General features: G+C 31.1%; 25 protein-coding genes. 14 read left to right on the top strand and 11 right to left on the bottom strand.

Annotation, left to right across the window (positions count from 1 at the left end; all coding sequences use genetic code 11):
• Positions 1 to 11: 11 nt before the first annotated feature.
• The gene (gene rnr / locus P0R33_RS12735) at positions 12 to 2,195 is read right to left on the bottom strand and encodes a ribonuclease R (RefSeq protein ID WP_276171545.1); all 2,184 of its coding nucleotides are present in this window, start codon (positions 2,193 to 2,195) and stop codon (positions 12 to 14) included.
• Between the two features lie 110 nt (positions 2,196 to 2,305).
• Here rnr and P0R33_RS12730 point away from each other — a divergent pair, with 110 nt between their 5' ends.
• Both P0R33_RS12730 and rpiB read left to right on the top strand, forming a co-directional pair.
• Positions 2,306 to 2,539, top strand: coding sequence for a DUF2007 domain-containing protein (locus P0R33_RS12730; protein ID WP_276171543.1), 234 nt, complete (start codon positions 2,306 to 2,308; stop codon positions 2,537 to 2,539).
• A gap of 780 nt (positions 2,540 to 3,319) precedes the next feature.
• Positions 3,320 to 3,751: a ribose 5-phosphate isomerase B gene (gene rpiB, locus P0R33_RS12725; protein WP_213258659.1), complete on the top strand. Its 432-nt coding sequence runs from the start codon at positions 3,320 to 3,322 to the stop codon at positions 3,749 to 3,751.
• 142 nt (positions 3,752 to 3,893) lie between these two features.
• Here rpiB and P0R33_RS12720 read toward each other — a convergent pair whose 3' ends face one another.
• Positions 3,894 to 4,163 carry a DUF1294 domain-containing protein gene (locus P0R33_RS12720; protein ID WP_276171540.1) on the bottom strand — a complete coding sequence of 90 codons (270 nt, stop codon included), beginning with the start codon at positions 4,161 to 4,163 and terminating at the stop codon, positions 3,894 to 3,896.
• Between the two features lie 115 nt (positions 4,164 to 4,278).
• Here P0R33_RS12720 and P0R33_RS12715 point away from each other — a divergent pair, with 115 nt between their 5' ends.
• Entirely contained in the window at positions 4,279 to 6,402 is a 2,124-nt protein-coding gene (locus P0R33_RS12715; RefSeq protein ID WP_276171538.1) for a Tex family protein, read from the top strand.
• A 228-nt stretch (positions 6,403 to 6,630) separates the two neighbouring features.
• Here P0R33_RS12715 and P0R33_RS12710 read toward each other — a convergent pair whose 3' ends face one another.
• A complete protein-coding gene (locus P0R33_RS12710) occupies positions 6,631 to 6,810 on the bottom strand; it encodes a twin-arginine translocase TatA/TatE family subunit (RefSeq protein WP_008465789.1) in 180 nt (59 codons plus the stop codon).
• 212 nt (positions 6,811 to 7,022) lie between these two features.
• Between P0R33_RS12710 and P0R33_RS12705 the strand changes: the two genes are divergently transcribed.
• From P0R33_RS12705 to P0R33_RS12675, 7 genes are all read left to right on the top strand, one after another.
• On the top strand, positions 7,023 to 7,529 hold the full coding sequence (locus tag P0R33_RS12705; RefSeq protein ID WP_229353625.1) for a peptidase: 507 nt from the start codon (positions 7,023 to 7,025) through the stop codon (positions 7,527 to 7,529).
• An 11-nt stretch (positions 7,530 to 7,540) separates the two neighbouring features.
• A complete protein-coding gene (locus P0R33_RS12700) occupies positions 7,541 to 9,034 on the top strand; it encodes a GH3 auxin-responsive promoter family protein (RefSeq protein WP_276171531.1) in 1,494 nt (497 codons plus the stop codon).
• Positions 9,035 to 9,096: 62 nt separating this feature from the next.
• The gene (locus P0R33_RS12695) at positions 9,097 to 9,693 is read left to right on the top strand and encodes a transposase (RefSeq protein ID WP_276171529.1); all 597 of its coding nucleotides are present in this window, start codon (positions 9,097 to 9,099) and stop codon (positions 9,691 to 9,693) included.
• Between the two features lie 74 nt (positions 9,694 to 9,767).
• On the top strand, positions 9,768 to 11,456 hold the full coding sequence (locus P0R33_RS12690) for a hypothetical protein (protein WP_276171527.1): 1,689 nt from the start codon (positions 9,768 to 9,770) through the stop codon (positions 11,454 to 11,456).
• Positions 11,457 to 12,452 (top strand): hypothetical protein, encoded by a 996-nt coding sequence (locus P0R33_RS12685; RefSeq protein ID WP_276171525.1) that lies wholly within the window; start codon positions 11,457 to 11,459, stop codon positions 12,450 to 12,452.
• A 14-nt stretch (positions 12,453 to 12,466) separates the two neighbouring features.
• Complete coding sequence (locus P0R33_RS12680) at positions 12,467 to 12,982, top strand: hypothetical protein (RefSeq protein WP_276171522.1); 516 nt, start codon at positions 12,467 to 12,469, stop codon at positions 12,980 to 12,982.
• Positions 12,983 to 13,011: 29 nt separating this feature from the next.
• Positions 13,012 to 14,223 (top strand): hypothetical protein, encoded by a 1,212-nt coding sequence (locus tag P0R33_RS12675; RefSeq protein ID WP_276171520.1) that lies wholly within the window; start codon positions 13,012 to 13,014, stop codon positions 14,221 to 14,223.
• On the opposite strand, the gene P0R33_RS12670 is transcribed toward P0R33_RS12675, so the two are convergent.
• Positions 14,154 to 15,350, bottom strand: a complete 1,197-nt coding sequence (locus P0R33_RS12670; RefSeq protein WP_276171518.1) for an O-antigen ligase family protein — start codon at positions 15,348 to 15,350, stop codon at positions 14,154 to 14,156. The genes P0R33_RS12675 and P0R33_RS12670 overlap by 70 nt on opposite strands.
• Position 15,351: 1 nt before the next feature.
• Positions 15,352 to 16,590, bottom strand: coding sequence for an oligosaccharide flippase family protein (locus tag P0R33_RS12665; RefSeq protein WP_276171516.1), 1,239 nt, complete (start codon positions 16,588 to 16,590; stop codon positions 15,352 to 15,354).
• A gap of 114 nt (positions 16,591 to 16,704) precedes the next feature.
• Between P0R33_RS12665 and P0R33_RS12660 the strand changes: the two genes are divergently transcribed.
• The 3 genes from P0R33_RS12660 (at position 16,705) to P0R33_RS12650 (ending at position 19,890) form a co-directional block, all read left to right on the top strand.
• Complete coding sequence (locus P0R33_RS12660) at positions 16,705 to 17,715, top strand: glycosyltransferase (protein ID WP_276171514.1); 1,011 nt, start codon at positions 16,705 to 16,707, stop codon at positions 17,713 to 17,715.
• Positions 17,716 to 17,717: 2 nt separating this feature from the next.
• Positions 17,718 to 18,836 (top strand): glycosyltransferase, encoded by a 1,119-nt coding sequence (locus tag P0R33_RS12655; RefSeq protein ID WP_276171512.1) that lies wholly within the window; start codon positions 17,718 to 17,720, stop codon positions 18,834 to 18,836.
• A gap of 70 nt (positions 18,837 to 18,906) precedes the next feature.
• Positions 18,907 to 19,890: a UDP-glucuronic acid decarboxylase family protein gene (locus tag P0R33_RS12650; RefSeq protein ID WP_276171510.1), complete on the top strand. Its 984-nt coding sequence runs from the start codon at positions 18,907 to 18,909 to the stop codon at positions 19,888 to 19,890.
• 55 nt (positions 19,891 to 19,945) lie between these two features.
• On the opposite strand, the gene P0R33_RS12645 is transcribed toward P0R33_RS12650, so the two are convergent.
• The 6 genes from P0R33_RS12645 to P0R33_RS12620 form a co-directional block, all read right to left on the bottom strand.
• Positions 19,946 to 21,133, bottom strand: coding sequence for a glycosyltransferase family 4 protein (locus tag P0R33_RS12645; protein ID WP_276171508.1), 1,188 nt, complete (start codon positions 21,131 to 21,133; stop codon positions 19,946 to 19,948).
• Positions 21,133 to 22,218 (bottom strand): UDP-N-acetylglucosamine 2-epimerase (non-hydrolyzing), encoded by a 1,086-nt coding sequence (gene wecB / locus P0R33_RS12640; protein ID WP_276171506.1) that lies wholly within the window; start codon positions 22,216 to 22,218, stop codon positions 21,133 to 21,135. The genes P0R33_RS12645 and wecB overlap by 1 nt, the downstream gene beginning before the upstream one ends.
• 238 nt (positions 22,219 to 22,456) lie before the next feature.
• Positions 22,457 to 22,987 (bottom strand): ORF6N domain-containing protein, encoded by a 531-nt coding sequence (locus tag P0R33_RS12635; RefSeq protein WP_276171505.1) that lies wholly within the window; start codon positions 22,985 to 22,987, stop codon positions 22,457 to 22,459.
• Positions 22,988 to 23,029: 42 nt separating this feature from the next.
• Positions 23,030 to 24,340, bottom strand: coding sequence for a phenylacetate--CoA ligase family protein (locus P0R33_RS12630; RefSeq protein WP_276171503.1), 1,311 nt, complete (start codon positions 24,338 to 24,340; stop codon positions 23,030 to 23,032).
• A complete protein-coding gene (locus P0R33_RS12625) occupies positions 24,340 to 24,642 on the bottom strand; it encodes a HigA family addiction module antitoxin (RefSeq protein ID WP_229353605.1) in 303 nt (100 codons plus the stop codon). The genes P0R33_RS12630 and P0R33_RS12625 overlap by 1 nt, the downstream gene beginning before the upstream one ends.
• A gap of 13 nt (positions 24,643 to 24,655) precedes the next feature.
• Entirely contained in the window at positions 24,656 to 24,937 is a 282-nt protein-coding gene (locus P0R33_RS12620) for a type II toxin-antitoxin system RelE/ParE family toxin (RefSeq protein ID WP_276171501.1), read from the bottom strand.
• Positions 24,938 to 25,034: 97 nt separating this feature from the next.
• Between P0R33_RS12620 and purD the strand changes: the two genes are divergently transcribed.
• Positions 25,035 to 26,309, top strand: a complete 1,275-nt coding sequence (purD, locus tag P0R33_RS12615; protein ID WP_276171499.1) for a phosphoribosylamine--glycine ligase — start codon at positions 25,035 to 25,037, stop codon at positions 26,307 to 26,309.
• Positions 26,310 to 26,312 lie beyond the last annotated feature (3 nt).

Raw genomic sequence — 26,312 nt, 5'->3', positions numbered from 1 at the left:
TAATTAATACTTTATTCTGCTCTTCTTAAAAAATGAAAATCAAGTTGTTTCTTCACTAAATCTGCATTTTTTACTTTAACATAAATCTCGTCTCCTAATTGCAATAAACGGTTTGAAGTTGCTCCAACCAATGCATATTGTCTTTCATCGAAAGTATAGTAATCCTCTTTTATTTCTCTGATTCTCACCATTCCTTCGCATTTATTAGAAACAATTTCAACATAAATTCCCCATTCTGTAACTCCAGAAATAACTCCCAAGAATTCTTCATCCTGATGATCCTGCATGTATTTAACCTGCATGTATTTGATACTGTCACGCTCCGCATTTGTTGCTAAATTTTCCATATTTGAACAATGCAGACATTTTGTTTCGTACGTTTCTTCGTCTACAGAAGCTCCTCCATCCAGATAATATTGTAACAAACGATGTACCATAACGTCTGGATAACGACGAATTGGCGATGTAAAATGGCTGTAATAATCAAAAGCTAAACCGTAATGTCCAATATTATCTGTCGAATATTTGGCTTTACTCATACTTCTAATCGCAAGAGTATCAATTAAGTTTTGCTCTTTTTTACCATTTACTTCTTCCATTAAAGCATTCAAAGACTTAGAAATATCGCCTTTGTTACGGAAATCAATTTTATAACCAAATTTAGCGATAACTGTCTGCATTGCAATTAGTTTATCTTCATTTGGTTCGTCGTGAATACGGTAAACAAAGGTTTTCTTTTGTTTTCCAATGTATTCTGCTACTTTTCTATTAGCCAAAAGCATAAATTCTTCAATCAAATGATTGGCATCTTTTGAAACTTTGAAGTAAACGCCTTCTGGTTCTCCTTCTGCATCTAAATTGAATTTTACCTCTACCTTATCAAAAGAAATAGCGCCTTGTTGCATTCTTTTCTTTCTTAAAATCTTCGCTAATTCATCCAATTTTAAAGTCGCTTCAACAATTTCATCTGAAACAACATAAGATTCTCCTGTAATAGAAATATCAACAGGAATTGTATTATTCCCTTTTGTTTCAATAATATGCTGAGCCTCTTCGTAAGCAAAACGCTGATCTGAATAAATTACAGTTCTTCCAAACCATTGGTTAATAACTTGAGCTGTCGGAGAAACTTCAAATACCGCAGAGAATGTATATTTTTCTTCATTTGGACGAAGTGAACAAGCAAAATTTGACAACACTTCAGGAAGCATTGGCACTACTCTATCTACCAAATAAACTGAAGTTGCTCTTTGGTAAGCTTCATCATCCAGAATTGTTCCTTCTTCCAAATAATACGAAACATCGGCAATATGAATTCCAATTTCGAAGTTTCCATTTTCTAATTTTTTGAAAGACAAAGCATCATCAAAATCTTTTGCATCTTTTGGATCTATCGTAAACGTAAGTGTATCACGCATATCACGACGTTTTGCAATCTCAGATTCCTGAATCGAAGTATCTAGTTTTTGTGCAAAGACCTCTACTTCTACCGGAAAATCTGCTGGCAAACCATATTCAGCTAAAATAGCGTGAATCTCAGTATTGTGTTCTCCAGGTTTTCCAAGAACTCGAATTACAGATCCAAACGGACTATCGGCTCTTTTTGGCCAATCTTCAATCTTAACTAAAACAACATCACCGTTTTCTGCTTCTCCAATTTTATCTTTTGGAATAAAAATATCGGTATACATTTTAGGATTTGCAGTAGAAACAAAAGCAAAATTTGGCTGCATATCAATTACACCAACAAATTCTGTTTTATCTCTTTCGATAACTTCAATTACTTCACCTTCAGGTCTTTTTCCTTTTCTTCTGTTATAAACATAAACCTTTACTTTATCTTTATCTAAAGCACGATTCAAATTATTGGTCGGAATAAAAACATCTTCTTCAAACTCATCACAAATAAAATATGCCGTTTTTCTGCTGGTCATATCTATCGTTCCTTCGTAATAATCCTGGCTGATTGCTTTAACTAAATATTTTCCAGGTTCTGTTTCTATAATTTTCTTTTGAGCCGCTAGAATTTTCAAATCTTTAATAATCTGATTTCTGCTTTGTGTATCGTCAAGTTCTAACTTTGCTCCTATCTGTTTGTAATTAAATGGCTTATTTGCGTTTTGCGATAAAATCTTCAGGATCTTCCCAGAGAAATCTTTCTCTTTTTTTATCGGCTTTCTAATTTTCTTACTCATATATCTTTTCTTATAAGGTTTAAAATTACAAATAAGAAATCAGATAATACTTTTTAACAAATAGAATTATTAAAAATATAACTTTTCGTACATTTACAAAAACACCTCATATGGAAAGCTTTAAGACGATCGCAGTATTCAATTATCAGCACGAAACAGTGGTTCTCAAACACTTACTGGAGCAAGAAGAAATCCCTTATTTTTTCGAGAACGAAATGACACTTTCGGTTGCACCAATGTACTCTGCAGCACTCGGCGGAATCAAACTTAAAGTTCATCCAAACGATTTCGAAGAAGTACAGCAAATTTTAGACAATCTCAACAATCCTCTCAAAATCGTTTAAACAGATTCTTTTTTTCAAACTAAATTCAATTTTTTTCTTTTTAAACTTTTTTAGTTTTCAACATATATTAAATACAACAAAAAAGATTTTTAAAAATTTAAAAAAATTTGTTGGTTATTATAGTGTGTTAATATGTCGAATAAATTTATTTTTAAAAGTATTGAAATGAAGTTTCTATTAGTTATTGCGAGTTATCAACATACTTATTTTTAGCTAAAAGATTAATTTATAAGACTTTTTGTATTTTAATTAACAACGGTTGACAACCAAAATTGAATTCATTTTGTAGATAAGTTCATATGTTGATTTCTGTTGAAAATGATGTTTTTGATATTGATAACTTTTCCAAAAATTCCTGAAACTTTATTAGGATTTTTAATTCCAGTTTTGGATTAGGTTTTTTTTCGACACAACCAAAAAAAACTTCTAATTTTCTATCCGAACTTATTAACATTTTCTGTTAATTTAAAGTTAACTGAATATCAACGAATTACGAATTCCTATTAACACTTCAAAATTTTAACAAATATTCTGATTATTATTTATTGATTATGAGATACTTATATACTTATTAAAATTGTTAATAACTGATAATGTTTTGACAGTAAAGTAGTTATAAATTAAGGGTTTTTGGCCATGAATTTCACGAAAGTAAACTAATTATAATTGCTTTGTTGAGAATGTAATTAAAAAGAAAAAAATTTGTGAAAATTGGTGTAATTCGTGCCAAACATTTATTAATTGAGTAAATTTGTACTACACAACTTAATAGTAGAAAAAATGAAAATTTCGATAGGAAACGACCACGCAGGCCCTGAATATAAAAAAGCAATTGTTGAAATGCTGCAGGCAAGAGGATATGAAGTAACAAATTATGGAACAGATACAGATGCGTCTGTAGATTATCCAGATTTTGGACATCCAGTTGCGAATGATGTATCTGAAGGAAAAGCTGATTTTGGAATCGTAATCTGCGGAAGCGGTAACGGAATTGCAATGACTGTTAATAAACACCCGAAAGTAAGAGCTGGTCTGTGCTGGACAAAAGAAATTGCTTATTTAACTCGTTTACACAATGATGCAAATATTGTGAGTATTCCAGCAAGATTTACTTCTATTCATCAAGCGGTTGAAATCGTTGAAACTTTCTTAGATACAGCTTTTGAAGGCGGAAGACATCAAAATAGAGTAAATAAAATTGCTTGCGCGTAAAACGTAAAAAAATTGGGTGCTTCGCACCATAAAAAATAAAAACACCGGGCGGATTTTAATAATTCATCCGGTTTTTATTTTATAAATATATATAAATCAATATTTTGAAACATAAAATTTAGGTTATTAACATTGTTAATATCTAAATATTATTCGTCATTTTTAAATAGATAACCACAATCTGAACGATAATAATATAGGAGAATTTCATAATAAAAGTGATTTTTCCCGTTTTATGTCTGAAGAAAAACATTCCTGTTAATAATCCAATTGTTCCGCCGATAAAAGCCAATAAAAAAAGTATAAATTCAGGAATTCGCCTTCTGTGTCTTCTAGCTTGAAATTTATCGTAGCCAGTAAGCAGAAAAGTAGTGAAGTTTATAAATAAAAAATATAGTAATAAAACTTTCATAGGCTAAAAATTAAAAACAAAGATATTATTTTAGCAAACTAATAGGTGTATAGATCTTGTTTTTAACAAGTAAAATATATCATTTTAACATTAAGAATTTATTTTCATTAAAAATATGACTAATATTCAATTCATTGCCAAGTCAGTACAGGCGCCTGCTGTAAGCATTCAAAACACAGTAAAATTATTAGAAGAAGATTGTACGATTCCGTTTATTTCTCGTTATCGAAAAGATGCGACGGGGAACTTGGATGAAACTGTTATTGAACAAATTGCAAAATTTCAAAAAGATTATGATACGCTTGTAAAACGTAAAGAAGCCATTTTAAAATCGATTGAAGAACAAAAAGCGCTTACGCCAGAATTGAAGAAAAAAATTGAAGAAAGTTTTGATCTGCAAGAAATTGAAGATTTTTACCTTCCATATAAAAAGAAGAAAAAAACAAAAGCTGATGTTGCACGCGAATTTGGTTTAGAACCTCTGGCAAAAATCATAATGTCTGAAAGTGATGTTGATGTTGATTTCATTTCTACACAATATCTAAATGAAAATGTTGTGAATGAAGAGGCGGCAATGCAAGGAGCAAGAGATATTGTTGCAGAATGGATTAACGAAAACATTTATGTTCGTAAACAGCTTCGTAGACTGTATCAGCGAAAAGCCACGATCGGAACAAAAGTTGTTAAAAAGAAAGCGGAAGAGGAAGGCGCACAAAAATTCAGTCAATATTTTGATTGGGAAGAACCTTTGACAAAAGCACCGGCACACCGTTTATTGGCGATGCTTCGTGCAGAAAATGAAGGTTTTATAAAAATGAAAATTGATGTTGATATCGATGACGCTTACGATGTTATTGACGAAATTATCATTAAAAAACAAAATAATACGACAGCTCATTTGCAATTAGCAATTGAAGACAGTTATAAACGTTTATTGAATCCGGCGATTGGAAACGAAACGTTACAGGAAGCAAAAGCAAAAGCTGATGCGAATTCGATTCAGGTTTTTGCTAATAATTTAGGACAACTTTTATTGGCTCCACCTTTGGGAGAGAAACGAATTCTGGCAATCGATCCTGGATTTAGAAGTGGATGTAAAGTAGTTTGTCTGGACGAAAAAGGAGATTTATTATACAACGAAACAATTTATCCGCACGCGCCGCAAAAAGAGGAAACAATGGCGATTAAAAAAATCCGTTCTATGGTTAATGCGTATCAAATTGATGCCATTTCTATTGGGAATGGAACGGCTTCAAGAGAAACGGAATTTTTCATCAAAAAAATCGCATTCGACAAACCGGTTCAAGTTTTTATTGTTTCTGAGGCTGGAGCTTCGGTTTATTCGGCTTCAAAAATTGCGAGAGAAGAATTTCCAAATTATGATGTAACGGTTCGTGGTTCGGTTTCTATTGGGAGACGACTTTCAGATCCGTTGGCCGAATTGGTAAAAATTGATCCAAAAGCGATTGGAGTAGGGCAATATCAACATGATGTTGATCAAACCAAATTAAAAGAAGAATTGGACAGCACGGTAATTCGCTGCGTAAACTCGGTTGGAATTAACATAAACACAGCAAGTAAACATTTACTAAGTTATGTGAGTGGAATAGGAGAGAAGCTGGCAGAAAACATCGTACAATACCGTTCTGAAAACGGACCTTTTGAAGACAGAAAACAGCTAAAAAAAGTGCCTCGTTTAGGAGATAAAGCTTATCAGCAAGGAGCAGCGTTTATCAGAATTACAAATGCTAAAAACCCGCTGGATAATTCGGCGGTGCATCCAGAGGCTTATCCGGTTGTTGAAAAGATGGCGAAGGATTTGAATATTTCTTTGAATGAATTGATTGCGAACAAAGAAAAAACAGCGCTTATTAAGCCCGAAAAGTATGTAACACCTGAAATTGGTTTACTAACATTAAAAGACATCATAAAAGAGCTTGAAAAGCCTGGATTAGATCCAAGAAAGTCGGCTAAGGTTTTTGAATTTGATGCCAATGTAAAATCAATCAAAGATTTGAAAACGGGAATGATTTTACCAGGAATTGTTAATAACATTACCAACTTTGGCTGTTTTGTTGACATCGGAATCAAAGAAAGTGGATTGGTCCATATTTCGCAATTGAAAGCTGGTTTTGTGAGTGATGTAAACGAAGTGGTAAAATTACATCAGCATGTTGAAGTGAAAGTTACTGAGGTTGATGAAGATAGAAAGAGAATTCAGTTGACGATGATACTTTAGAAAATTCTAATTTTTAAATTCCAAACTTATACAATCTTGTCATTTCGAGGAACGAGAAATCTCCGCGAGTAGCTCTACAAAGATTATCGATTTAGATAATGGAGTTTCTTGTGGAGATTTCTCGTTCTTCCAAATGACAATACTATGAGTAGAGTTTCATTATAAGCCAAAAAAAATCCCAAACTACAATTTGCAGTTTGGGATTTTTTAATAAGATTTTCGAATTTATTATTTCGTTTCTTCTTCTTGTTTTTTAGAAGCAGCAGGTTGATCGTCTTTAGCAGCGTTTTTAAATTCCTTAATTCCACTTCCTAAACCTTTCATTAATTCTGGAATTTTTTTACCTCCAAAAAGTAATATCACAATACCTACGATAACAAGGATTTCTGTAAGACCTAATCTTCCCATGACTATTATATTTAATGCCGAAGCAAATTGTTTTCTAAATTATCCCGCAAAGGTATATAGAAATATACGAAATAGAAGTATTTTTAGTTTAAAATATTTGTCTCCGACCACGTTAAATATTTTATAAAATCGTAAATTATAGCATTTCATAGTATTTTCCAGATCGTTATCATGATGATTAATTACTATATTTGCTAGCATAATGAAGTACAATGGCTAAAAAAAAGAAAAAGAATTTAAGAAAAAAATTATTCATTAAAAACAGATTGGTAATCTTAAATGAAGACACTTTTGAAGAAATTTTTTCTTTTAGGCTTACTTTAATGAATGTCTTTGTAACGTTTACATTAGGAGGTATTTTTTTAATTTTGGTCACTACTTTCATTATTGCCTTTACGCCGCTTCGCGAATTTATTCCAGGTTATTCTTCAACAGAATTGAAGAAAAATGCAACGCGATTGGCTATAAAATCAGATTCTTTAGAAACAGCTTTACGTCAAAATGAAGTGTATATAAAAGGAATTCAAAAAGTTTTAAAAGGAGAATTAGAATATTCAAAATTTAATAAAGATTCTATTTTATCAGAAACAGCCGAAAATCCTTCAGATTTAAATATGAAAGCTTCTGACGCTGAAATAAAATTAAGAGAAGAAGTCGCAAAAACTGAAAAAGAATTGCAGACAAAACCCCAGGACAAAAAGAAAAGGGACAAAAAATAATACCATAAAAAATGTCAATTAAAGCTTTAGCAGCAAAAATATTTGCCAGAAAAATATATAATAAAACACAGGCTTGGGTTCAAAAACCAATCGAAACGCAAGAAAAGGTCTTTCAGAAATTAATTAATAGCGCAACGCAAACCAGTTTTGGAAAAGATCATTATTTTAATCAAATAAAAACGGTTGAAGATTTTCAAAAAAACGTTCCTGTAAGAGATTACGAAGATTTGAAACCTTATATTGAAAAGGTGGTTAAAGGCGAAGAAAATATTCTTTGGAAAGGAAAACCACTTTATTTTGCGAAGACTTCTGGAACAACTTCTGGGGCAAAATTTATTCCATTGACCAAAGAATCAATGCCGTTTCATATTGAAGCTGCTAGAAATGCGATTTTGCATTATGTTCACGAAACAGGAAATGCGGAGTTTGTTGACGGAAAAATGATTTTTTTGCAAGGAAGCCCGATTCTAACTGAAAAATACGGAATCAAATTCGGAAGACTTTCTGGAATTGTAGCCCATTTTGTTCCTAAATATTTGCAGAAAAACAGAATGCCATCTTGGGAAACCAATTGTATTGAAGATTGGGAAACTAAAGTAGACGCAATTGTAGACGAAACTATAAAAGAAGATATGGCTGTTATCTCTGGAATTCCATCTTGGGTTCAGATGTATTTTGAACGTTTACAGCAAAAAAGCGGCGAAAAAAAGATTGGCGAGATATTTAAAAACTTCAATTTGTTTATTTACGGAGGTGTTAATTACGAACCGTATCGTGCCAAGTTCGAAAACATGATTGGCAGAAAAGTAGATAGTATCGAGTTGTTTCCTGCCTCAGAAGGCTTTTTTGCATATCAGGATTCTCAGAAAGAAAAAGGAATGCTTTTATTGTTGAATTCGGGAATTTTTTACGAGTTTATAAAAGCAGATGAATTCTTTAATGAAAACCCAAAAGCGCTGACAATTGGCGAAGTTGAAATTGGGGTAAACTACGTTTTAATCATTTCTACAAATGCTGGACTTTGGCGATATAATATTGGCGATACAGTTCAGTTTACGTCTTTATTTCCGCATCGTGTGATAGTTTCTGGGCGTATCAAACATTATATTTCGGCTTTTGGTGAACACGTAATTGCCAACGAAGTTGAAAATGCGATGAAAGAAGCTGTTGCATCAACCAATATTGTGATAAACGAATTTACAGTTGCGCCACAGATTAATCCGTCAAGCGGATTACCGTATCACGAATGGTTTGTAGAATTTGAAAACGAACCTGAAAATATGGATTTTTTTGCCGAAACAATCGACAATTCGATGAGAAAACAAAACATTTATTATGACGATTTGATTACCGGAAATGTGCTGCAGAAAGTTGTGGTAACTAAAGTTTCTAAAAACGGATTTCAAGATTATATGAAATCGCAAGGCAAATTAGGCGGACAGAATAAGATTCCGAGATTATCGAATGATAGAAATATTGCGGATAATCTTACAAAATTTATATAATATTTCCAACATTAAGAAGTTATTTATCCAATGAATTTAGATGGATAAGTAAATGAAAATTAATGAGTCAAGGAAAGTTTCAAAATAAATATCGCATTTCTTCCATAAGATCGCAATGGTGGGATTATGGTTGGAATGGAGCCTATTTTATAACAATTTGTACACAAAACAGAGAACATTATTTTGGGGAAATTCAAAATAGTAAAATGATTTTATCGCATGTCGGAATTATTGCCGATTTATTGTGGCATCAAATTCCAACGCACCACAAAAATGTTGAATTGGGCGATTTTGTGGTGATGCCAAATCATATTCATGGAATTTTGATTATTAATAAACCATTGGATAACGTTGATACAGATACAGGGCGTGTAGATACAGGGCATGCCCTGTATCTACCATCATCATCATCATCATCACCAGGTTCACAACGGTTTCAAAACATTGGAAAAAATACCATTTCGTCAATTGTTGGATCATATAAATCTGCCGTAACAAAACACGCCAATAGATTGGGATATCCACATCAATGGCAAAAATTATTTTATGATAATATAATTAGAAGCAATAATGATTATCAAAGAATATCTGATTACATTGTTTCAAATCCCGAAAATTGGGCAAAGGATAAATTTAAAACAGAAAATAAATCAAAATGATTAAAAAAAAATGATATTATAGATACAAGGCATGCCTTGTATTTCCCTAAATTTGATTTATAAAATAAAAAAGCATGAAAGAAACCAAACATATATCAAGATCTAGAGCGCAAGAATCTTCTGCGGCTATAGAAAAAATGTACATTACAATGCGCCATTTATTCAACCGTGGTTTTTATAAACCAATGGGAGTTTCTGGTGACAGCTTACGCGAATCATTATTGGCTTTACGTCCTGAAATCTACGGAAATATTGCCGAGGAAAAAGTAGAACTTAACGGACTTTTATACGTTATTGAACGTCTTCCAATCGGAATTGAACAATGTCGTTTTATCAATTTAACTTCAGACGAAGGTTATTCTAAATCACATTTTCAAGCAATTGTTCCTCCAAAAAGAAGAAGAAATTGCTACAGAATTGACGAAGAGCAAATGAATGTCGAAATTACGCGTGGACGTTCTGATATTTATGATATTCTAACGCATTTGACTTTCATTTTCATCGAATCTCACAAAATTAAAAATAGAGTTTTAATTGATGATGGAGGAGAAGTTTCTCGCGATTGGCAGAAATTGGAACAAGCAGTAATGCAAACCAAAAAGTTAACGCAGATTGAAAAAGAAAAAGCAATTTCGCATGTTGCCAATATTTTAGCAAGAACTTTTGAAGAAGTTTTAGATATTTATGACGCTTTTGGTTCAGAAAATGCACCAGATCGTTTCTTGCACGTAATTTATTGGTTAGGAAAATTAGCGATCGAAGAGATTGTTGAAAACAATAAAAGAACCATTACTTTTAGTCCAGTTTTACGTGAGCGTTTAGGACATCACATTCACGGAGAAATTTGGGCTACAAACATTAAAGAAGTTTTAAAAGCAAATGATTTGCTAAAAAGACCGATTCACGTTATCAGTGCAAACATGCATAGCGTAATGAATTCGATTTTTGCAACGCCTTTGCTAAAAACTAAATTTAAAGGAAAAACAGATTTCTTTATTTATGAAGAATTAAGCAGTTCGGGTTCAAAAGAAATTAGAGGTCAAGTTGAAGAGCTGGCGTTGAAAAGCGGAATGATTTCGTTACCAGATTGTTCTGGAACAAATATCGATGTTCAAATTTTTGATACCGCTCAAATTGACTGGTCAAAAACAGCTTTTTCCCATGCAAATGTGGGCGAAGATAAACCAGTAATTATTGTAATGGATTACGCTTTTGGTGAACAGGCTTACGAAACAATTGATGAGCTTTTGAAACCATTCAAAAAAGAAACTTTACTAAACGTAAAATCGGTTTCAATTATGGGTAAAGCTGGAATTTTGGAAGGCGGAAAAGGTGATATTATGATTCCGACAGCGCATATTAACGAAGGAACGGCGGATAATTATTTCTTCGAAAATGAATTGACAGGTGCCATGTTTGAAGGAAATGATATTGATATTTATGAAGGAGCAATGGTTACCGTTTTAGGAACTTCATTACAAAACAGAGATTTGTTGAAATTTTTCCACGAATCGACTTGGGGTGTAATTGGTTTGGAAATGGAAGGATCTTATTATCAGAAAGCGATTCAATCGGCATCAAAAATTAGAAAAAGTGTGCCACACGATATTAAAGTTCGTTACGCTTATTATGCTTCAGATAATCCGTTGGAAACAGGAAGCACTTTGGCTTCAGGCGGATTAGGAACAACAGGCGTTAAACCAACTTATTTGATTACAATTAAAATTTTAGAACAAATTTTTAATATAAAAGCAGCAGTATAAATGAGTACAAAAGTACCACAAAACCAAGAAGATCAGGAAATTGATTTGGTTCAGATTTCTAAAAAGATAAGTAATTTTTTTGAGAGATTGAATCGTTCTATTTTTGGCAGCATTCAATTCTTTCTGAGAAACTGGATTATAGTTTTAGTATTGATTGTGACTGGTTTTGCAATAGGCTGGTATTTAGACACTGTTAGAAAATCATACAGTAATCAGATTATTGTAGAGCCAAATTTTGAAAGTGTAGATTATTTGTATTCAAAAATTGATTTGCTGCAGTCTAAAGTAATTTCAAATGATACTGTTTTTCTAAAAAATGTTGTGGGAATTAAAAAACCAAAACTGATAAAGAGAATTCAAATCAGACCAATTGTTGAAGCGTATAAGTTTGTCGAAAACAAAGAGCGTAATTTTCAATTGTTGGAGCTTATGGCTGAAAACGGCGATATCAACAAAATTTTGGTAGATACTATAACAAGCAAAAATTACAGATATCATACGATTTCATTCACAACAAGTGAAGTAGCAATTGACAAAGAATTTGCTGCGCCGATTTTAAGTTTTTTAAATAACTCGGAATATTTTGATACTGTTCAGAAAATCGAATTAAAAAATTTACAGTCAAAGATTGTTCAAAACGACTCCATCATAAAACAGATCAATACAGTTTTAAGTAATTTTTCTAGTGTAACAAAAGGGGCTCAAAAGAATGATAAACTGGTTTATTATAATGAAAATACGCAGTTAAATGACCTTATAAAAACCAAACAGTATTTGATTGAAGATCAAGGAAGAAACAGGCTTAAATTAATCAGTTTCGATAAAACAATCAAAGAAATTAGCAGTACAATCAATGTAGAAAGTAAAAAATCTATTAATAGTAAACTCAAATTCTATCTGCCGCTTTTGTTTATTTTGTTTTTTGTGTTATTAAATTCATTTAAAGCATTTTACAAAAAGCAGCTTTTACTTGAAGAAAAAGAAAAGAACAACTAATATAATTTTTTAAAATGAAATTAAAAGTCATTTCAGCCTGCATTCTAATTGCTTTATTAGTATCATCTTGCGAAAAAAAGGAAGAAAATCAAGCCAAGAAAAAGGATATTTTTACAGTTACGATTGAAGGTATTTTTGCTAAAAATGATAAACTGCAGGTTTTTTATTTAGTTGAAGGCGGAGAATGGAAAGATGAAAACTCTGTTTTTAGACCTGTTTATGCATCAGACGAAATGCAAAAAATTGTAATCAATTTTCCAGAAAAAGTTTTTCCTGAAAATATTAGAGTAGATTTAGGTTATAATACTACACAACAGAATGTTACGATTAAAAATATCTCTATTCAACATAATTCAAAAGTTATAAACGGCGATTTTGATGCTTACAAAAAGTACTTTTATACTAACGAATTTGTGACTTGGGATCCGAATTATTACGGTTATAAATTAAGTGTTATCAACAATCAGTACGATCCTTTTTTAATGGGCAGTAATGAACTAAAGGATGAACTTCAAAGACTTAAATATTAAATAAATACCAAGAAAAAAGAATAAAAAAGATGCGTTTTAATTTTAAACTTATTTTGAATAACGAAAAAATTAGAGAGTATCTTTTTTTTATTGGACTGCTATTTTTGGTTTATCTTCCAAAGGGAGGATTCAAAATAGCAGGAATACCTTTTACTTGGGGTTATCTTTATTTAGGATTTCTTTTTCTGCTTTTAATTACCATATTACTCGAAAAAAAGACCTTTTTTGTACAGTCCAAACATCTTATTTGTTATTTAGCAACGCTGCCGTTTGTTTTGTATTTCTCTCTAAATCTGATTTTTAGAGGATATTCTGGTTCACTTGGAAATCTTGTGGCTTTCTATGTCAGTTTTGCATTTTTGCCACTATTTTTTTACTTGTTTCTAAGTCCTTTTTTAAAGAAAATAGAGTATGGATTTATCGAAAAAAAGATAGTTCAAGCAGTATTTCTGGTTTCTTTATACGGCGTTTTACTTTTTATTTTCAAACAAGTTACAGGTCATTATATTGAAATTCCGTATGTTACTGTAAACGCAGACGATTTAGGGACATTGGAAGGAAAATACAATATGAGAGGTTCGCTTTATAAGCTGATTTCTACCTATAATAACGGAAATATTTTTGGAGTCTGTATTTTAATGTTGTTTCCAATCTTTCATCAAAAAAACACTTCTAAGATAAAATTGATGATTGTAATTTTGGCGTTAATACTCACATTGTCAAGAACTGTTTGGCTTGGTTTGCTGTTTTATTTTATACTGATTTACAAAGACAGCATTTTCAGACTAATTAGAATTTACGCTTTGCTGGGATTAATTTTGATTGTTATTGGGACATTTTTCATGAATCGTTATTTTCAATACGGTTCATTATCTGGATTTATTTTAGATTCAAAACTGGGAGGAAGAATTGAGCAAATCAGACAATTGAGCGGATTAAGTTTTTTTGGAAGCCAAACTTTTAAATTTATTGAAGAAATTGTGTATATATCTATTTTTAAACAACTTGGCTTTGTCGGGATACTATTATTTTGCCTTTCCTTTTTTATGCCGGTTTATATTGCCATTACAACCAAGAACAATAATTTTCTATATTTAGTTGGCTGCATGACTTATTTATTTGTTTGCTGCAGCGATGGCTGTATGTTGTATATACCGACTTTAGTATTTTTCTACTTTGTTTCTACCATGATTTTTATTTCCAGAATAGAACCGAGAAACAAAACATCACATAAAAAATAACTGTACATTCCGTATTGTCTCACTAGAATGTTTTCTGTTATAAAAGAAATAACAAACAAGATTGTTAGTGATAAATACAAGTAATTTTGACTTTTAAGAGCATATTTAATTTTTACAAATAAGGTCGAAATAAAAGCTAAAAACATCAAAATTCCACCTTTTAATAAAAAATCAAGATATTGATTGTGCGAGTTTATTTTGAATTTTGTTAATTCCAAACTATGAAAAGGAACATAACATTCGTTTAATTTTTCCTGAATTAGATTAAAATCCATTCCTAAAAAATTAGAATCGTAAATTAATTGTGCGCTGCAAGACCAAGCCGCATACCGGGTTGAGTTTTTAAACGAATTTTCGAATAAAAAACGAATATCGTCTACATAACGTCTCGATAACAAAATAACGGCTATAACGGCAAATAAAACTAGAAAAAGTACCTTTTTTGAAATCGTTTTGTTTTGTTTTTTCAATAAGAAAAATCTAATTCCAGAAATTATAATAAGTCCAACAATAATATTTCTAGAATTGTAAATAATTAAGCCTGAAAATAAAAGGGCGAACATTACACCAAATAAAATCTTTTTCGGCAAAGAAAACTGTTTAAATCCAGAGGTAAGATCTGCAAGAAATAAAATAGCAATTGCAATCCATAAACAGATATACGTGCCATGTATTTTATTGTAAAATTCTAAATCATAGCGTGCTAAATACCAATCGAAATGATGATTTGGAATATCATAAATATAGAATCCCACAAAATACAAACACAATAAACTCAAAGAAATACTGTAGGCAAATTGTATTTTTTTTAGGTCTTTAGAAAATTCTTCGAATTGATATAAATAAACGCTTAAAAGCGGAATAATAAATAAAAGTAAACTTTCAGCAATTAGTTTTATACTTTTTGAACTAAAAAACAGCGTGTAATAAAAAGCTAAAATGACAAAAGAAAATAGAAATGGAGCATTTTTTTTTGAAATTTTAAAATCTTTTAATTTAGCAAAACTTAATAATAGTAAAGCTGTAGCAATCATCATAATAGATTGAAAAGCTTCAACAAAATAGATTAAAGTTGAAGCGACAAACAAATAAAATACGTTCTTAATAAGTTTTTTTGAAAAATTCATTTTAGCCAATTTTATTCTTGAAAAAATTTAATTCATCGTTTTTAACAATCGCAAAATTGAGATAAACAGTTATAAATATCTCGGTTAAAATTAAAGATATTATGATTCCATTTACTTTCATAAAATAACATAGCGTAAAAGAAAGAATGATATTGATAATCAATCCGTAAAGATGCGCATTAAAATAAATATCTTTTTTATGATGAAGCAATAACGACATATAAGCCGATTGATTTAAAGCACTAATAAGCGGAATTGGAGCAAGATAAATCAGGTAAATAGAAGAATTTAAAGTAAATTCAGAACTTAAAAGACTAATAATCAAATTTGGAAAAAAGACTAATAAAAGACCTCCAAAACCATACATTAAAAAATAAGCCCAAAAAACGGATTTCAGAAAATGGTTGAGCTGTTTAATTTTTGTGGCTCCAATTTCACAAGCTTTAAAATAAACACCTTGAAATAAAACACTAATCGATTGTTTGCAAAGCATGATGATTTTCTCAGCAACATTATAAATTCCAACGATAGTATTGTCAAAAAAGACACTTAGAATTATCGTGCTTGAATTCATCAGCGCACATATCGTAAGGTTGGTTAAAAACAATTTATAACCAAAAACAAGTTCCTCCCAAATTTCTGAAAAGGAAGAAATGCTATACTTAAAATCATTTTTTTGGATTAAATATAAAGTCGAAAAAATGAAAATTAGAATGTCAGATATTCCTAGATAGTAAAAAACAAACTGATAATCTGTTTTTTCAACAAGAGTGATAAAAATCAGTACGATACAGCCAACTTTTACAATCGAGTTGATAATAAAATAAGGAAAAACTTTATCCAATCCGATAAAAAAACAGAGGTTATTTTGAGATCTCGAAAACAGAAATACTAGTAGTGAAAAGGAAAAAATCAGATTGTATTTTATTTCAGAACATAAAATAAAAACCAGCAATAAAAGAATAGAAGGCACAAATACTGCAATCTTGCAATTAATGATTTTTGAAATATATTGATTGATTAAATTCGGCTCATTTTTAACTTTTTGAATTTCTATTGGCGCAAATGCATACCAGGAATAATCATATAAAACGGAGACGATATTGATAAATGCCATTGATACCGCAATTAAACCGTAAATATCAATTCCAAATGTTTTGATGTAAAACGGAATTAATAACAATGGAAACAATAAATTAATAAAATTTATTCCAAAGCTCAATGAGATGTTTTTAAGCACTATACAGTTTGTTGTTAAATTTAAAACAGAAACTTGATTGTTTATTTCAAGCAAATACAAATTAAAATTATATTTTTGATAAAATCAGAAAATGTAAGTTTTTTTAATATAAAAATGACACAAGGATATAGTATCGCAATTCCCGCTTACGGCAGACCAAATGAATTTGAAGATTTATTAAAATCTATTAATGAAATGGATATGTTGCCAAACGAAGTTATAATTTGCGAAGATTTTTCTAAAGAAAGAAACGAAATACGTGCGGTAGCAGAAAAATATCAAATCATTTTTAACACCCAAAATGTAATCGTTTCATACATAGAAAACGAAAAAAACTTAGGTTACGATGCTAATATCCGTAAATTGATTGATTTAGCTCTTTATAAATGGGTAATATTAATTGGAAATGACGATTTGTTTTTGAAAAGAGGCTTAAATGAAATTGACGATTTTTGTAAAAGAAATGAATCCATTGCAATGATTTCAAGACCTTTTATTCGGTTTGAAAAAGACATAAATAAACCACTCGGAATTTCTAGGTTTTTACCAAATGAAGCTATTGTCGGAAAAAACGATTCACCAAAAATGATTTTCAGAATTTGTGGTTTTGTTGGAGGATTGGTTATTAATAAAGAATGGGCAAAAAAACTAGCTACAGATAGATATGACGGAACTTTGTTTTATCAAATTTACTTGGCAGCAAATGCTTTCTGTACTACCGGAATTGGTTATTTAGCAAATCCGCCAGTAGGAGGAAGAGCAGGAAACCCGCCTTTATTTGGAAATTCTGAAAAGGATGGAAACCTTCACATTCCTGGATCTTATTCAGCAAAAGGAAGAGCCTCAATGTGGAAAGGAGTTCTAGATATTGGGAAAGATGTTGGTAATGAATATAATATTGAAATTCGAGAAGATTTGCGAAAAGAATTAATGATCAGGCAATCGTTTCATGTTTTTGAAATGAATGTAGGAGTTTCTAAAGAAACTTTAAAAGAACTAAAATCTGAATTAAAAAAATTAGATTTGTTCGATCATTGGATTCCAAAAACTTTATATTTTTTAAATATCACTTTTGGTAAAAACGCTTATTACGTTTATTATCTTACAAGAAAAATAATGCAATAAAAATGAAAAAAGCCCTAATTAGCGATTGGTATTATGTAAATGGAGGTGCTGAAAAAGTGATTCATTCAATAAATTCAATTTGGAATGATTTTGATCATTTTGCCCTTATTGATTTTTTGAATGATGAAGATCGCAAATTTATTTTAAACGGAAAAAAAGCAAAAACAAGCTTTATTCAAAAACTACCTACAGTAAAGAAAAATCATCGAAAATTTTTGCAGTTATTTCCAATTGCAATAGAACAATTTGATTTAAGCGATTTTGATTTAATAATTAGTTCTTCTTCTGCTGTTGCAAAAGGAATTAAGGTTGGCAAAAATCAGCTTCATATTTGTTATTGCCATTCGCCAATGCGTTACGCCTGGGATTTGAGAGAGCAATATTTAAAAGACGCCGGATTAACCAAAGGTTTAAAAGGCTTGTATGCAAAATCTGTTTTAGATAAAATTCAGAAATGGGATCTTTCCAATTCAGAAAATGTAGATTATTTTATAGCCAATTCTAAGCATATTGCACAAAGAATAAAAAAAACCTACAATAAAGAATCGGTTGTAATTTACCCTCCGGTTGATGTTGATTTTTTTACTTTAGAAGAAACAAAAGAAGAATATTTTTTAACAGCTTCTAGGTTGGTTCCATACAAAAAAACGCAATTAATTGTTGAGGTTTTTAATGAATTGCCAGATCTAAAACTAATTGTTGCAGGTGAAGGACCAGAGCTGGAAAAACTTCAAAAAATTGCCAAAAAAAATATTGAATTTGTTGGTTTTGTAGAGAATAAAAAATTGAGAGCTTTAATGCAAAAAGCAAAAGGATTTGTTTTTGCCGCCGAAGAAGATTTTGGAATTATTCCAGTCGAAGCACAAGCCTGCGGAACTCCTGTTATTGCTTTATCAAAAGGAGGAACTCTTGAAACTGTTATTGAAAATGAAACAGGAATTTTCTTTGCAGAACAATCGGTTGAAAAAATAAAAGACGCCGTACTTCATTTTCAAACCAAAACTTTCGATCCAAAAGTGATTCGCGAACACGCGGTTAAATTTTCAAAAGATCGATTTGAAAAAGAAATTAAGGAATTTGTTGAAACTAAGTTTAAAGCGCATAAACGCACTTTGATATAAAGACAAAGTTAGAATATATCAGAAAAATAGTTTTCAAATCAGCTAAATTTGCGTTGACTAAACAATTATCATGAAAAGAATACTTATTACCGGAGCAGCAGGATTTTTAGGATCACATTTATGTGACAGATTCATCAAAGAAGGTTACTTTGTAATCGGAATGGACAATCTTATTACTGGAGATCTTAAAAATATTGAACATTTATTCAAACTAGAAAACTTCGAATTTTATCATCATGATATTACCAAGTTTGTTCATGTTCCAGGCGATTTAGATTATATCTTGCATTTTGCTTCACCGGCAAGTCCGATAGATTATTTAAAAATTCCGATTCAAACCTTAAAAGTTGGATCTTTAGGAACGCACAATTTATTAGGATTAGCTAGAGTTAAAAAAGCAAGAATTTTAATTGCATCAACATCAGAAGTTTATGGAGATCCGTTAGTGCATCCGCAAACCGAAGAATATTACGGAAACGTAAATACAATTGGTCCGCGTGGTGTTTATGATGAAGCTAAGCGTTTTCAGGAATCCATAACAATGGCATATCATACTTTTCATGGTGTAGAAACTAGAATCGTTCGTATTTTTAATACCTACGGACCAAGAATGCGATTAAACGACGGACGCGTAATTCCTGCTTTTATCGGACAGGCTTTGCGTGGAGAAGATTTAACGATTTTCGGAGACGGAATGCAGACACGTTCTTTTTGTTATGTAGACGATCAAGTTGAAGGTATTTTCAGATTATTGCATTCAGATTATGTTTATCCGGTAAATATTGGAAATCCAGACGAAATCACGATTAAAGATTTTGCAGAAGAAATCATTAAACTGACAGGAACAAACCAAAAGGTAGTATATCATCCTTTACCAGTAAATGATCCTTTACAGCGCCAACCAGACACGAGAAAAGCAAAAAAATTGTTAGGTTGGGAAGCCAAAGTAAATCGAGCAGAAGGAATGAAAATTACGTATGAGTATTTTAAATCATTGTCTGCAGAAGAACTTGCTAAAGAAGAACACAAAGATTTTTCGAGTTATATAAAATAAAAAAAAGGGAAATGCTTAAAAAACATTTCCCCTTTTTCATTTAATTGAAATTGCTTCAAAAGGCATCATTTTCAATTAAATCTTTCATTTGTTTATCGAGATTAAAATTCTGTTTGGCATGAACAAAAATTCTGTTTTTCATGGCTTGAATTTCATTTTTATCTATTTCTGAAATCTGTTTTAAAGCAACATTTAAACCATTAAAATCTTCAACAGGAACAACCCAACCCAGATTATTTTCTTCTACAATATTTTCGCCTTCGCCACCGCCAAAATACAAAACAGGAAAACCTAAAGCGCTGTATTCAAATATTTTTGAAGGAACAGAACCGTAAATTCTTGTTTTTAAAGGAACAAGAGCGATATCCAAAGTCATTAATTTTTCATGCAGAATATTACGTTCTAACATTCCATGAAAAATAATTTTCTGCATCGGATTTTGATTCATATAATCCACAATTTGAGCTTTCTCTGCGCCGTCTCCAAAAATATGCAATTCGACATTTAAATGTTCTAAATCTAACTTTTGAATAAGTTCGAAAACTCCTTGTGCAACGCCTAATAATCCAGCGTAAAACAATTTTATTGGTTCGTTAGAATTTTTATTTTCATGGACATTATTTTCCACAAAATGATCAGGATAATTACGATATAAAAAGCATTTTTTTTTTGGAAATATAGAATGAATATGATCTATAATTTCATTGGATTGACCGAAAATATGCGTTGCTTTTTTGTAAATGAAACGTTCTATAAATAGTAGGAGTTTATGCGAAATACTGTTTTTCTTTAAAACGTCAAGTTCAATTGCTGCGGTTGGCCAAAGATCAGAGACGTTCACGATTATTTTTTTTCTTTTAATCCAAAGCGCAAAAACAGCTGTAAAAGACAACAATAAAGGCGGAGATTGCACAATTACTTTTTTAGGTGTTTTGGCAAATAATAAGTAGAGAAATAAAAAAGTTGAGAAAGAAAACGTTGAAATAATTCTTTTAAAAATATTAGAACTATTGCTCGCATAAATCCAAAGCCGTTTTAAAGTAATATTTTGAATTTTTTCTGTAACGGAGAATTTGCCCTTGTATTCTGGAAAAATCGCTCCTTTTGGATAATTTGGAAGCGGAGAAATTACCGAAACTTCATATCCGTTTTGGTTTAATTTCAGCGCCAATTGCTCAATTCTGTTTGCAGCGGCACCTTTTTCTGGCGGATAATAATTAGATATAATTAAAATGTCGTTCATTATTTATCCAATAAAATTGAAACAATTCTTTCCGATGCTTTTCCGTCCCACAATTCTGGAATACCGCTTTTTCTAGCGCCATTTTGTAAAAATGAACCAAAAACTTTTTTCAGATTTTCAAAAGAAGTTCCTACAATTGTGTTCGTTCCAATAGTTTCTGTTTCAGGTCTTTCTGTGTTATCACGCATCGTAAAACATGGAATTTCAAGAACAGTTGTTTCTTCAGAAATTCCGCCGCTGTCTGTAATAACCGCAAAACTATTTTTGATTAAATACATGAAATTTAAATAACCTTGAGGCGAAACAAAAAGGATGTTTTTAAATTCGATTTTGCTTTCGCTCAAAATTGCCTGCGTTCTTGGATGAATAGGAAAAATTATTTTTTTGTCATTGACTAAAGAATCAATTCCATGAAGCAAATCGATTAGAGATGAAACTTCATCAACATTTGCTGGACGATGTAAAGTCAGAATGATGTAATTTTTTTCTTTTAATTGGTGTTCATTCCAAAAACCCGGTGCCGAACTTCTATCGATATTCTGATATAAAGTATCAATCATAACATTGCCCACAAAATGAACATTTTCCGGATCAGAACCCAATTTCAGTAAATTTTCTGAAGCCGATGTAGATGTTGTAAAAAAGTAATCTGTGATGCTGTCCGTTAACATTCTGTTGATTTCTTCGGGCATTGTCAAGTCTCCAGAGCGAATTCCGGCTTCAACATGTGCCACTTTTGTATGGCACTTTTTGGCGACAATAGAGCATGCCATTGTTGAATTAACATCGCCGACAACCAAAACCAAATCGCACGGATTTTGAAGTAATTCTTTTTCAAAGGCAATCATAATTGCAGCAGTTTGTTCTGCCTGAGAACCACTTTTTACTTCCAAATTTACATCTGGTTGCGGAATATTTAATTCTTCAAAAAAAGTATCGCTTAAGTTTTTATCATAATGCTGACCTGTGTGCACCAAACGAAATGAAATATCAAAACCTTCATTTTGCTTGCTTTTTATAGCATTAATAATAGGCGCTATTTTTATAAAGTTTGGTCTTGCACCTGCAATTATGGTAATTTTCATAAATTCTTTCTAAAAACTTTCTTCAGCAAAAGTAAAGTTTAAATTGGAATCTCGATAAATTGGAAGATTTAGTTATGTTTAAAAATTTAAGTTTTGAAGAGGATTATGAAAGAAATCTTATTGGAGGTCACAACTTGTGACCTCCAATCTTTAAGGTCGCAATTTGCGACCTTAAAGATTTGCATCATTTTCAATAAGTTTCCAAGGTCACAATTTGTGACCTTGGAAATTTCGAAAGTTATTTTTTATAACCAATTTTCACTCTTTCAGATTCGTTTTCTTTTTTCTCCGTCAATTCATCTAAATAAGAAAAAACCAATTCAATGTTTTTATCATGATTTTCTAACTTCTTTTGAATCTGCAGTATATCCACTTTAATTTCTGTTGTGTCCAAAAGCATTTGTCTCACTTTCGTGAAAATCCTCATGATTTGAATATTGGTTTGTATTGCTTTGTCGCTTTTTAGAACGCTTGATAACATTAGAACTCCATATTCTGTAAAAGCAAAGGGTAAATATTTTTGATATTTACCTCTTCCTTTCTCTAAGGTCACAATTTGTGACCTTAGAGAATCGGATTCAATCTTAGTAAGTTCAAACATAAAATCATCGGGAAATCTTGATAAATTTCTTTTAACAGCTTGCTTTAATACTTTGGTCTCTATCCCATAAAGTAATGCCAAATCGCCATCAAGCATCACTTTTTGACCACGTATAAAATATATTTTATTAGAAATTGTTTCTTCAGAAAGTAGAGATATATCGGCCATAAGTTTTTATTAGAAAAAACAAATGTAAGATTTTATTTATATTTATAGATAAGATTGAAACTGTTTTAATTTTCCACGATTGGATCTTTCTAAAAAAATTTTTCGTGTAAAAGTGAAGTTTAAATTGGGTTCTAAATACAAATCTATCGCTTCTTTTATTTTTTGAATTTGTTCAGAAACTAATGCTGCATCAGAAACATACTCGATTTCAAAAGAATCTAATTTTGTTTGTTTAATGATGAATTCTTTTATGTTTCCATCGTCTTCAATAATACTTTTGGTTACATAATAAAAAGTCAATCCAGGCGATTTTTTTCCACTTGGAAGAATTGCAACATCATTGGTTCTTCCAATTAGTTTTTTGAGAATTGGTTTTTGAAGCGTACTTTTTTCGTCTAAAATTCCGATGTCGCCAATTTCATATCGTATAAAAGGATTTACCTTATTGAATAAAGAAGTAATCACAATTTTACCTTCTGTTCCATGTGGAACAGGATTATTATTCTCGTCTAAAATTTCAACAAATAGTGTTTCTGAGTTTATTTGCCATTCACCTTCAGGATTTTCAAAAGCAATCAAATCCAATTCAGACGCGCCATATTCTCTTATAATTGGAATTCCAATTTGTTTTTCTAGTAATATTTTATCCGTTTCAAAAAGCATTTCAGAAGTAACAAAACAAGCTTTTAAAGTCGGGCAAACGTCATTTAAGATTATATTTTTTTGTTCTAAATATTTAGCAAACAAAACGATAGAACTTGTATAACCATTGATGTAATCGAACTTTTTGGTTTTGAATTTCTGTAGAAATTTTTCTAAAACGGCATCAGATAAATCAAAAACAGGAAAACGAAAACGATGTGTCAGAAAATCTTTGAAACGTTCTTTTTGATATCCGATAAAATCTAATGGAATTCCGTAAAAACGCGCTTGGTATGAATTATTAAAATCAATTCCAAACCACCCAAAACGCATTATAATCGAAGACCAAGTTAAGGCATGAGAATATTTATCTTTTGCAAAAACAAAAGGAGTTCCGCTTGATCCGGAAGTTTTGTTGAGGTAAATGTTTTTCTTGGAATAACCTTTTGAAAGTCTTTCTTCAAGAGGTTTTTGTAAATTTTGTTTGTTTAGTATTGGAAGATTTTCCCAGTTTCCATCAGTTTTATCTCCAACTAAATCTTTGTAAAAGGAATTATGATTAAGATGAAAATCGACGATTTCTTTCTTTTTGTTTTCAAGAAAAGTGATAAATTCTTCTTCAGATAAATGGATAATTTTCTCCAATTCAGATTTGGCTTTCTTTAACGGAAAACCATTTAATTGAAGGGAAAGATCAAAAAGGGAAATCATTAAACAGCTTCTTTTAAATCGTAACGTTTTATTGATTTTAATTCTTGACCTTTATTTGACTCTTCTTCTTCAATATCAAAATCGTCTTGAAGCCCAAGCCAAAATTTTGCTGAATTTCCAAAATAATGACTCAATCGTAAAGCTGTATCGGCAGTAATTCTTCTATTTCCTTTAATAATTTCAGAAATTCTGGTCTGTGGAATTTTCAGATCTTTTGATAAACGGTACGGTGTAATATTAAGCGGAATTAAAAATTCTTCAGATAAAATTTCGCCGGGATGTATATTTTTTAATTTTTCCATTTTTTCATTCATTTTAATGATAATCAACAATTTCAACATTTGAAGCATTTCCATTTTCCCAAACAAAAATGATACGCCATTGATTATTAATTCTAATGCTATAAAAGTCTTTTAAATTTCCGCTTAATTTTTCCAAGCGATTAGAAGGCGGAATTTTTAAATCGGTTAAATTTTGAGAATTATGAAGCATTCTGAGTTTTCTCCTGCCAATTTGCTGTATTTCAATTGATGTTTTTTTGACAGCGATACCATTCCAAATTTTTTCAGTTTCTTTCGACCCAAATGATATTATCATACCTTTCGCGTTACTAACGTCAAAAGTAAGTAAAAAAAATTATTATTTAAGCTCAAAAGCGACTATTTTTGCACCACAACTAAAATACAACAACACCATGACAATTTTATTATTGGGATCAGGCGGAAGAGAGCATGCATTTGCATGGAAAATGACTCAAAGTCCGCTTTGCGAAAAACTTTTTGTAGTACCTGGAAATGCAGGAACTGCTGCAATTGCTGAAAATGTGGCAATATCTGCGACAGATTTTGAAGCCGTAAAAGCTTTAGTACTTAAAGAAAATATAAGTTTAGTAGTCGTAGGACCAGAAGATCCATTGGTAAAAGGTATTTACGATTTTTTTAAAAACGACGAAAGTTTAAAACATATTCCAGTTATCGGACCATCTAAATTAGGTGCTCAATTAGAAGGAAGTAAAGAATTTGCGAAAGAATTCTTGATGAAACATAATATTCCAACAGCAGCTTACGATAGTTTTACTGCCGAAACAGTGGAGAAAGGATGTGATTTCTTAGAAACTTTACAACCGCCTTACGTTTTAAAAGCAGACGGTTTAGCTGCAGGAAAAGGAGTTTTGATTATTCAAGATCTTGAAGAAGCAAAAACAGAATTAAGAAACATGTTGGTTCACGAGAAATTTGGAGCAGCAAGTTCTAAAGTTGTTATCGAAGAATTTTTGGACGGAATCGAATTAAGCTGTTTTGTTTTAACGGACGGAAAAAACTATAAAATTCTTCCAACGGCAAAAGATTACAAACGAATTGGAGAAGGTGATACAGGTTTAAATACAGGCGGAATGGGAGCAGTTTCTCCAGTTCCTTATGTTGATTCTGTTTTAATGGAAAAAATTGAAACACGTATCGTAAAACCAACAATCGAAGGTTTCCAAAAAGACGGAATCGAATATAAAGGTTTTGTATTTATTGGTTTAATCAACGTGAAAAACGAACCAATCGTAATTGAATACAACGTAAGAATGGGAGATCCTGAAACTGAAGTTGTGGTTCCGAGATTAAAATCAGATTTAGTTGAATTGTTTTTGTCTGTTGCAGATCAAAAATTAGGAGAATTTAATTTAGAAGTTGATCCAAGAAGCGCAACGACTGTAATGGTTGTTTCTGGCGGATATCCTGAAGATTTTGAAAAAGGAAAAGTAATTTCTGGATTAGAAAATATTACAGATTCAATTGTTTTTCATGCAGGAACAAAATTAGATAACGGAAATGTCGTTACAAATGGAGGGCGTGTAATTGCGGTAACATCTTATGGAGATAATTTCCAAGAGGCCATAAAAAAATCTTACCAAAACATAGATAAACTAAGCTTTGATAAGATGTATTTTAGAAAAGATATCGGTTTCGATTTAATTTAAAAA

Origin of the sequence: Flavobacterium sp. YJ01 (assembly GCF_029320955.1) — a bacterium.
Lineage (GTDB): Bacteria > Bacteroidota > Bacteroidia > Flavobacteriales > Flavobacteriaceae > Flavobacterium.
The sequence above is the reverse complement of the archived record's forward strand: the minus strand, read 5'-3'. Positions and strand labels throughout refer to the sequence as shown.

Excerpts from the sequence above, each read along its gene's own strand:
- rnr (WP_276171545.1), bottom strand. The coding sequence starts at position 2,195 with ATGAGTAAGAAAATTAGAAAGCCGATAAAAAAAGAGAAAGATTTCTCT.
- P0R33_RS12730 (WP_276171543.1), top strand. The coding sequence starts at position 2,306 with ATGGAAAGCTTTAAGACGATCGCAGTATTCAATTATCAGCACGAAACA.
- rpiB (WP_213258659.1), top strand. The coding sequence starts at position 3,320 with ATGAAAATTTCGATAGGAAACGACCACGCAGGCCCTGAATATAAAAAA.
- P0R33_RS12720 (WP_276171540.1), bottom strand. The coding sequence starts at position 4,163 with ATGAAAGTTTTATTACTATATTTTTTATTTATAAACTTCACTACTTTT.
- P0R33_RS12715 (WP_276171538.1), top strand. The coding sequence starts at position 4,279 with ATGACTAATATTCAATTCATTGCCAAGTCAGTACAGGCGCCTGCTGTA.
- P0R33_RS12710 (WP_008465789.1), bottom strand. The coding sequence starts at position 6,810 with ATGGGAAGATTAGGTCTTACAGAAATCCTTGTTATCGTAGGTATTGTG.
- P0R33_RS12705 (WP_229353625.1), top strand. The coding sequence starts at position 7,023 with ATGGCTAAAAAAAAGAAAAAGAATTTAAGAAAAAAATTATTCATTAAA.
- P0R33_RS12700 (WP_276171531.1), top strand. The coding sequence starts at position 7,541 with ATGTCAATTAAAGCTTTAGCAGCAAAAATATTTGCCAGAAAAATATAT.
- P0R33_RS12695 (WP_276171529.1), top strand. The coding sequence starts at position 9,097 with ATGAGTCAAGGAAAGTTTCAAAATAAATATCGCATTTCTTCCATAAGA.
- P0R33_RS12690 (WP_276171527.1), top strand. The coding sequence starts at position 9,768 with ATGAAAGAAACCAAACATATATCAAGATCTAGAGCGCAAGAATCTTCT.
- P0R33_RS12685 (WP_276171525.1), top strand. The coding sequence starts at position 11,457 with ATGAGTACAAAAGTACCACAAAACCAAGAAGATCAGGAAATTGATTTG.
- P0R33_RS12680 (WP_276171522.1), top strand. The coding sequence starts at position 12,467 with ATGAAATTAAAAGTCATTTCAGCCTGCATTCTAATTGCTTTATTAGTA.
- P0R33_RS12675 (WP_276171520.1), top strand. The coding sequence starts at position 13,012 with ATGCGTTTTAATTTTAAACTTATTTTGAATAACGAAAAAATTAGAGAG.
- P0R33_RS12670 (WP_276171518.1), bottom strand. The coding sequence starts at position 15,350 with ATGAATTTTTCAAAAAAACTTATTAAGAACGTATTTTATTTGTTTGTC.
- P0R33_RS12660 (WP_276171514.1), top strand. The coding sequence starts at position 16,705 with ATGACACAAGGATATAGTATCGCAATTCCCGCTTACGGCAGACCAAAT.
- P0R33_RS12655 (WP_276171512.1), top strand. The coding sequence starts at position 17,718 with ATGAAAAAAGCCCTAATTAGCGATTGGTATTATGTAAATGGAGGTGCT.
- P0R33_RS12650 (WP_276171510.1), top strand. The coding sequence starts at position 18,907 with ATGAAAAGAATACTTATTACCGGAGCAGCAGGATTTTTAGGATCACAT.
- P0R33_RS12645 (WP_276171508.1), bottom strand. The coding sequence starts at position 21,133 with ATGAACGACATTTTAATTATATCTAATTATTATCCGCCAGAAAAAGGT.
- wecB (WP_276171506.1), bottom strand. The coding sequence starts at position 22,218 with ATGAAAATTACCATAATTGCAGGTGCAAGACCAAACTTTATAAAAATA.
- P0R33_RS12635 (WP_276171505.1), bottom strand. The coding sequence starts at position 22,987 with ATGGCCGATATATCTCTACTTTCTGAAGAAACAATTTCTAATAAAATA.
- P0R33_RS12630 (WP_276171503.1), bottom strand. The coding sequence starts at position 24,340 with ATGATTTCCCTTTTTGATCTTTCCCTTCAATTAAATGGTTTTCCGTTA.
- P0R33_RS12625 (WP_229353605.1), bottom strand. The coding sequence starts at position 24,642 with ATGGAAAAATTAAAAAATATACATCCCGGCGAAATTTTATCTGAAGAA.
- P0R33_RS12620 (WP_276171501.1), bottom strand. The coding sequence starts at position 24,937 with ATGATAATATCATTTGGGTCGAAAGAAACTGAAAAAATTTGGAATGGT.
- purD (WP_276171499.1), top strand. The coding sequence starts at position 25,035 with ATGACAATTTTATTATTGGGATCAGGCGGAAGAGAGCATGCATTTGCA.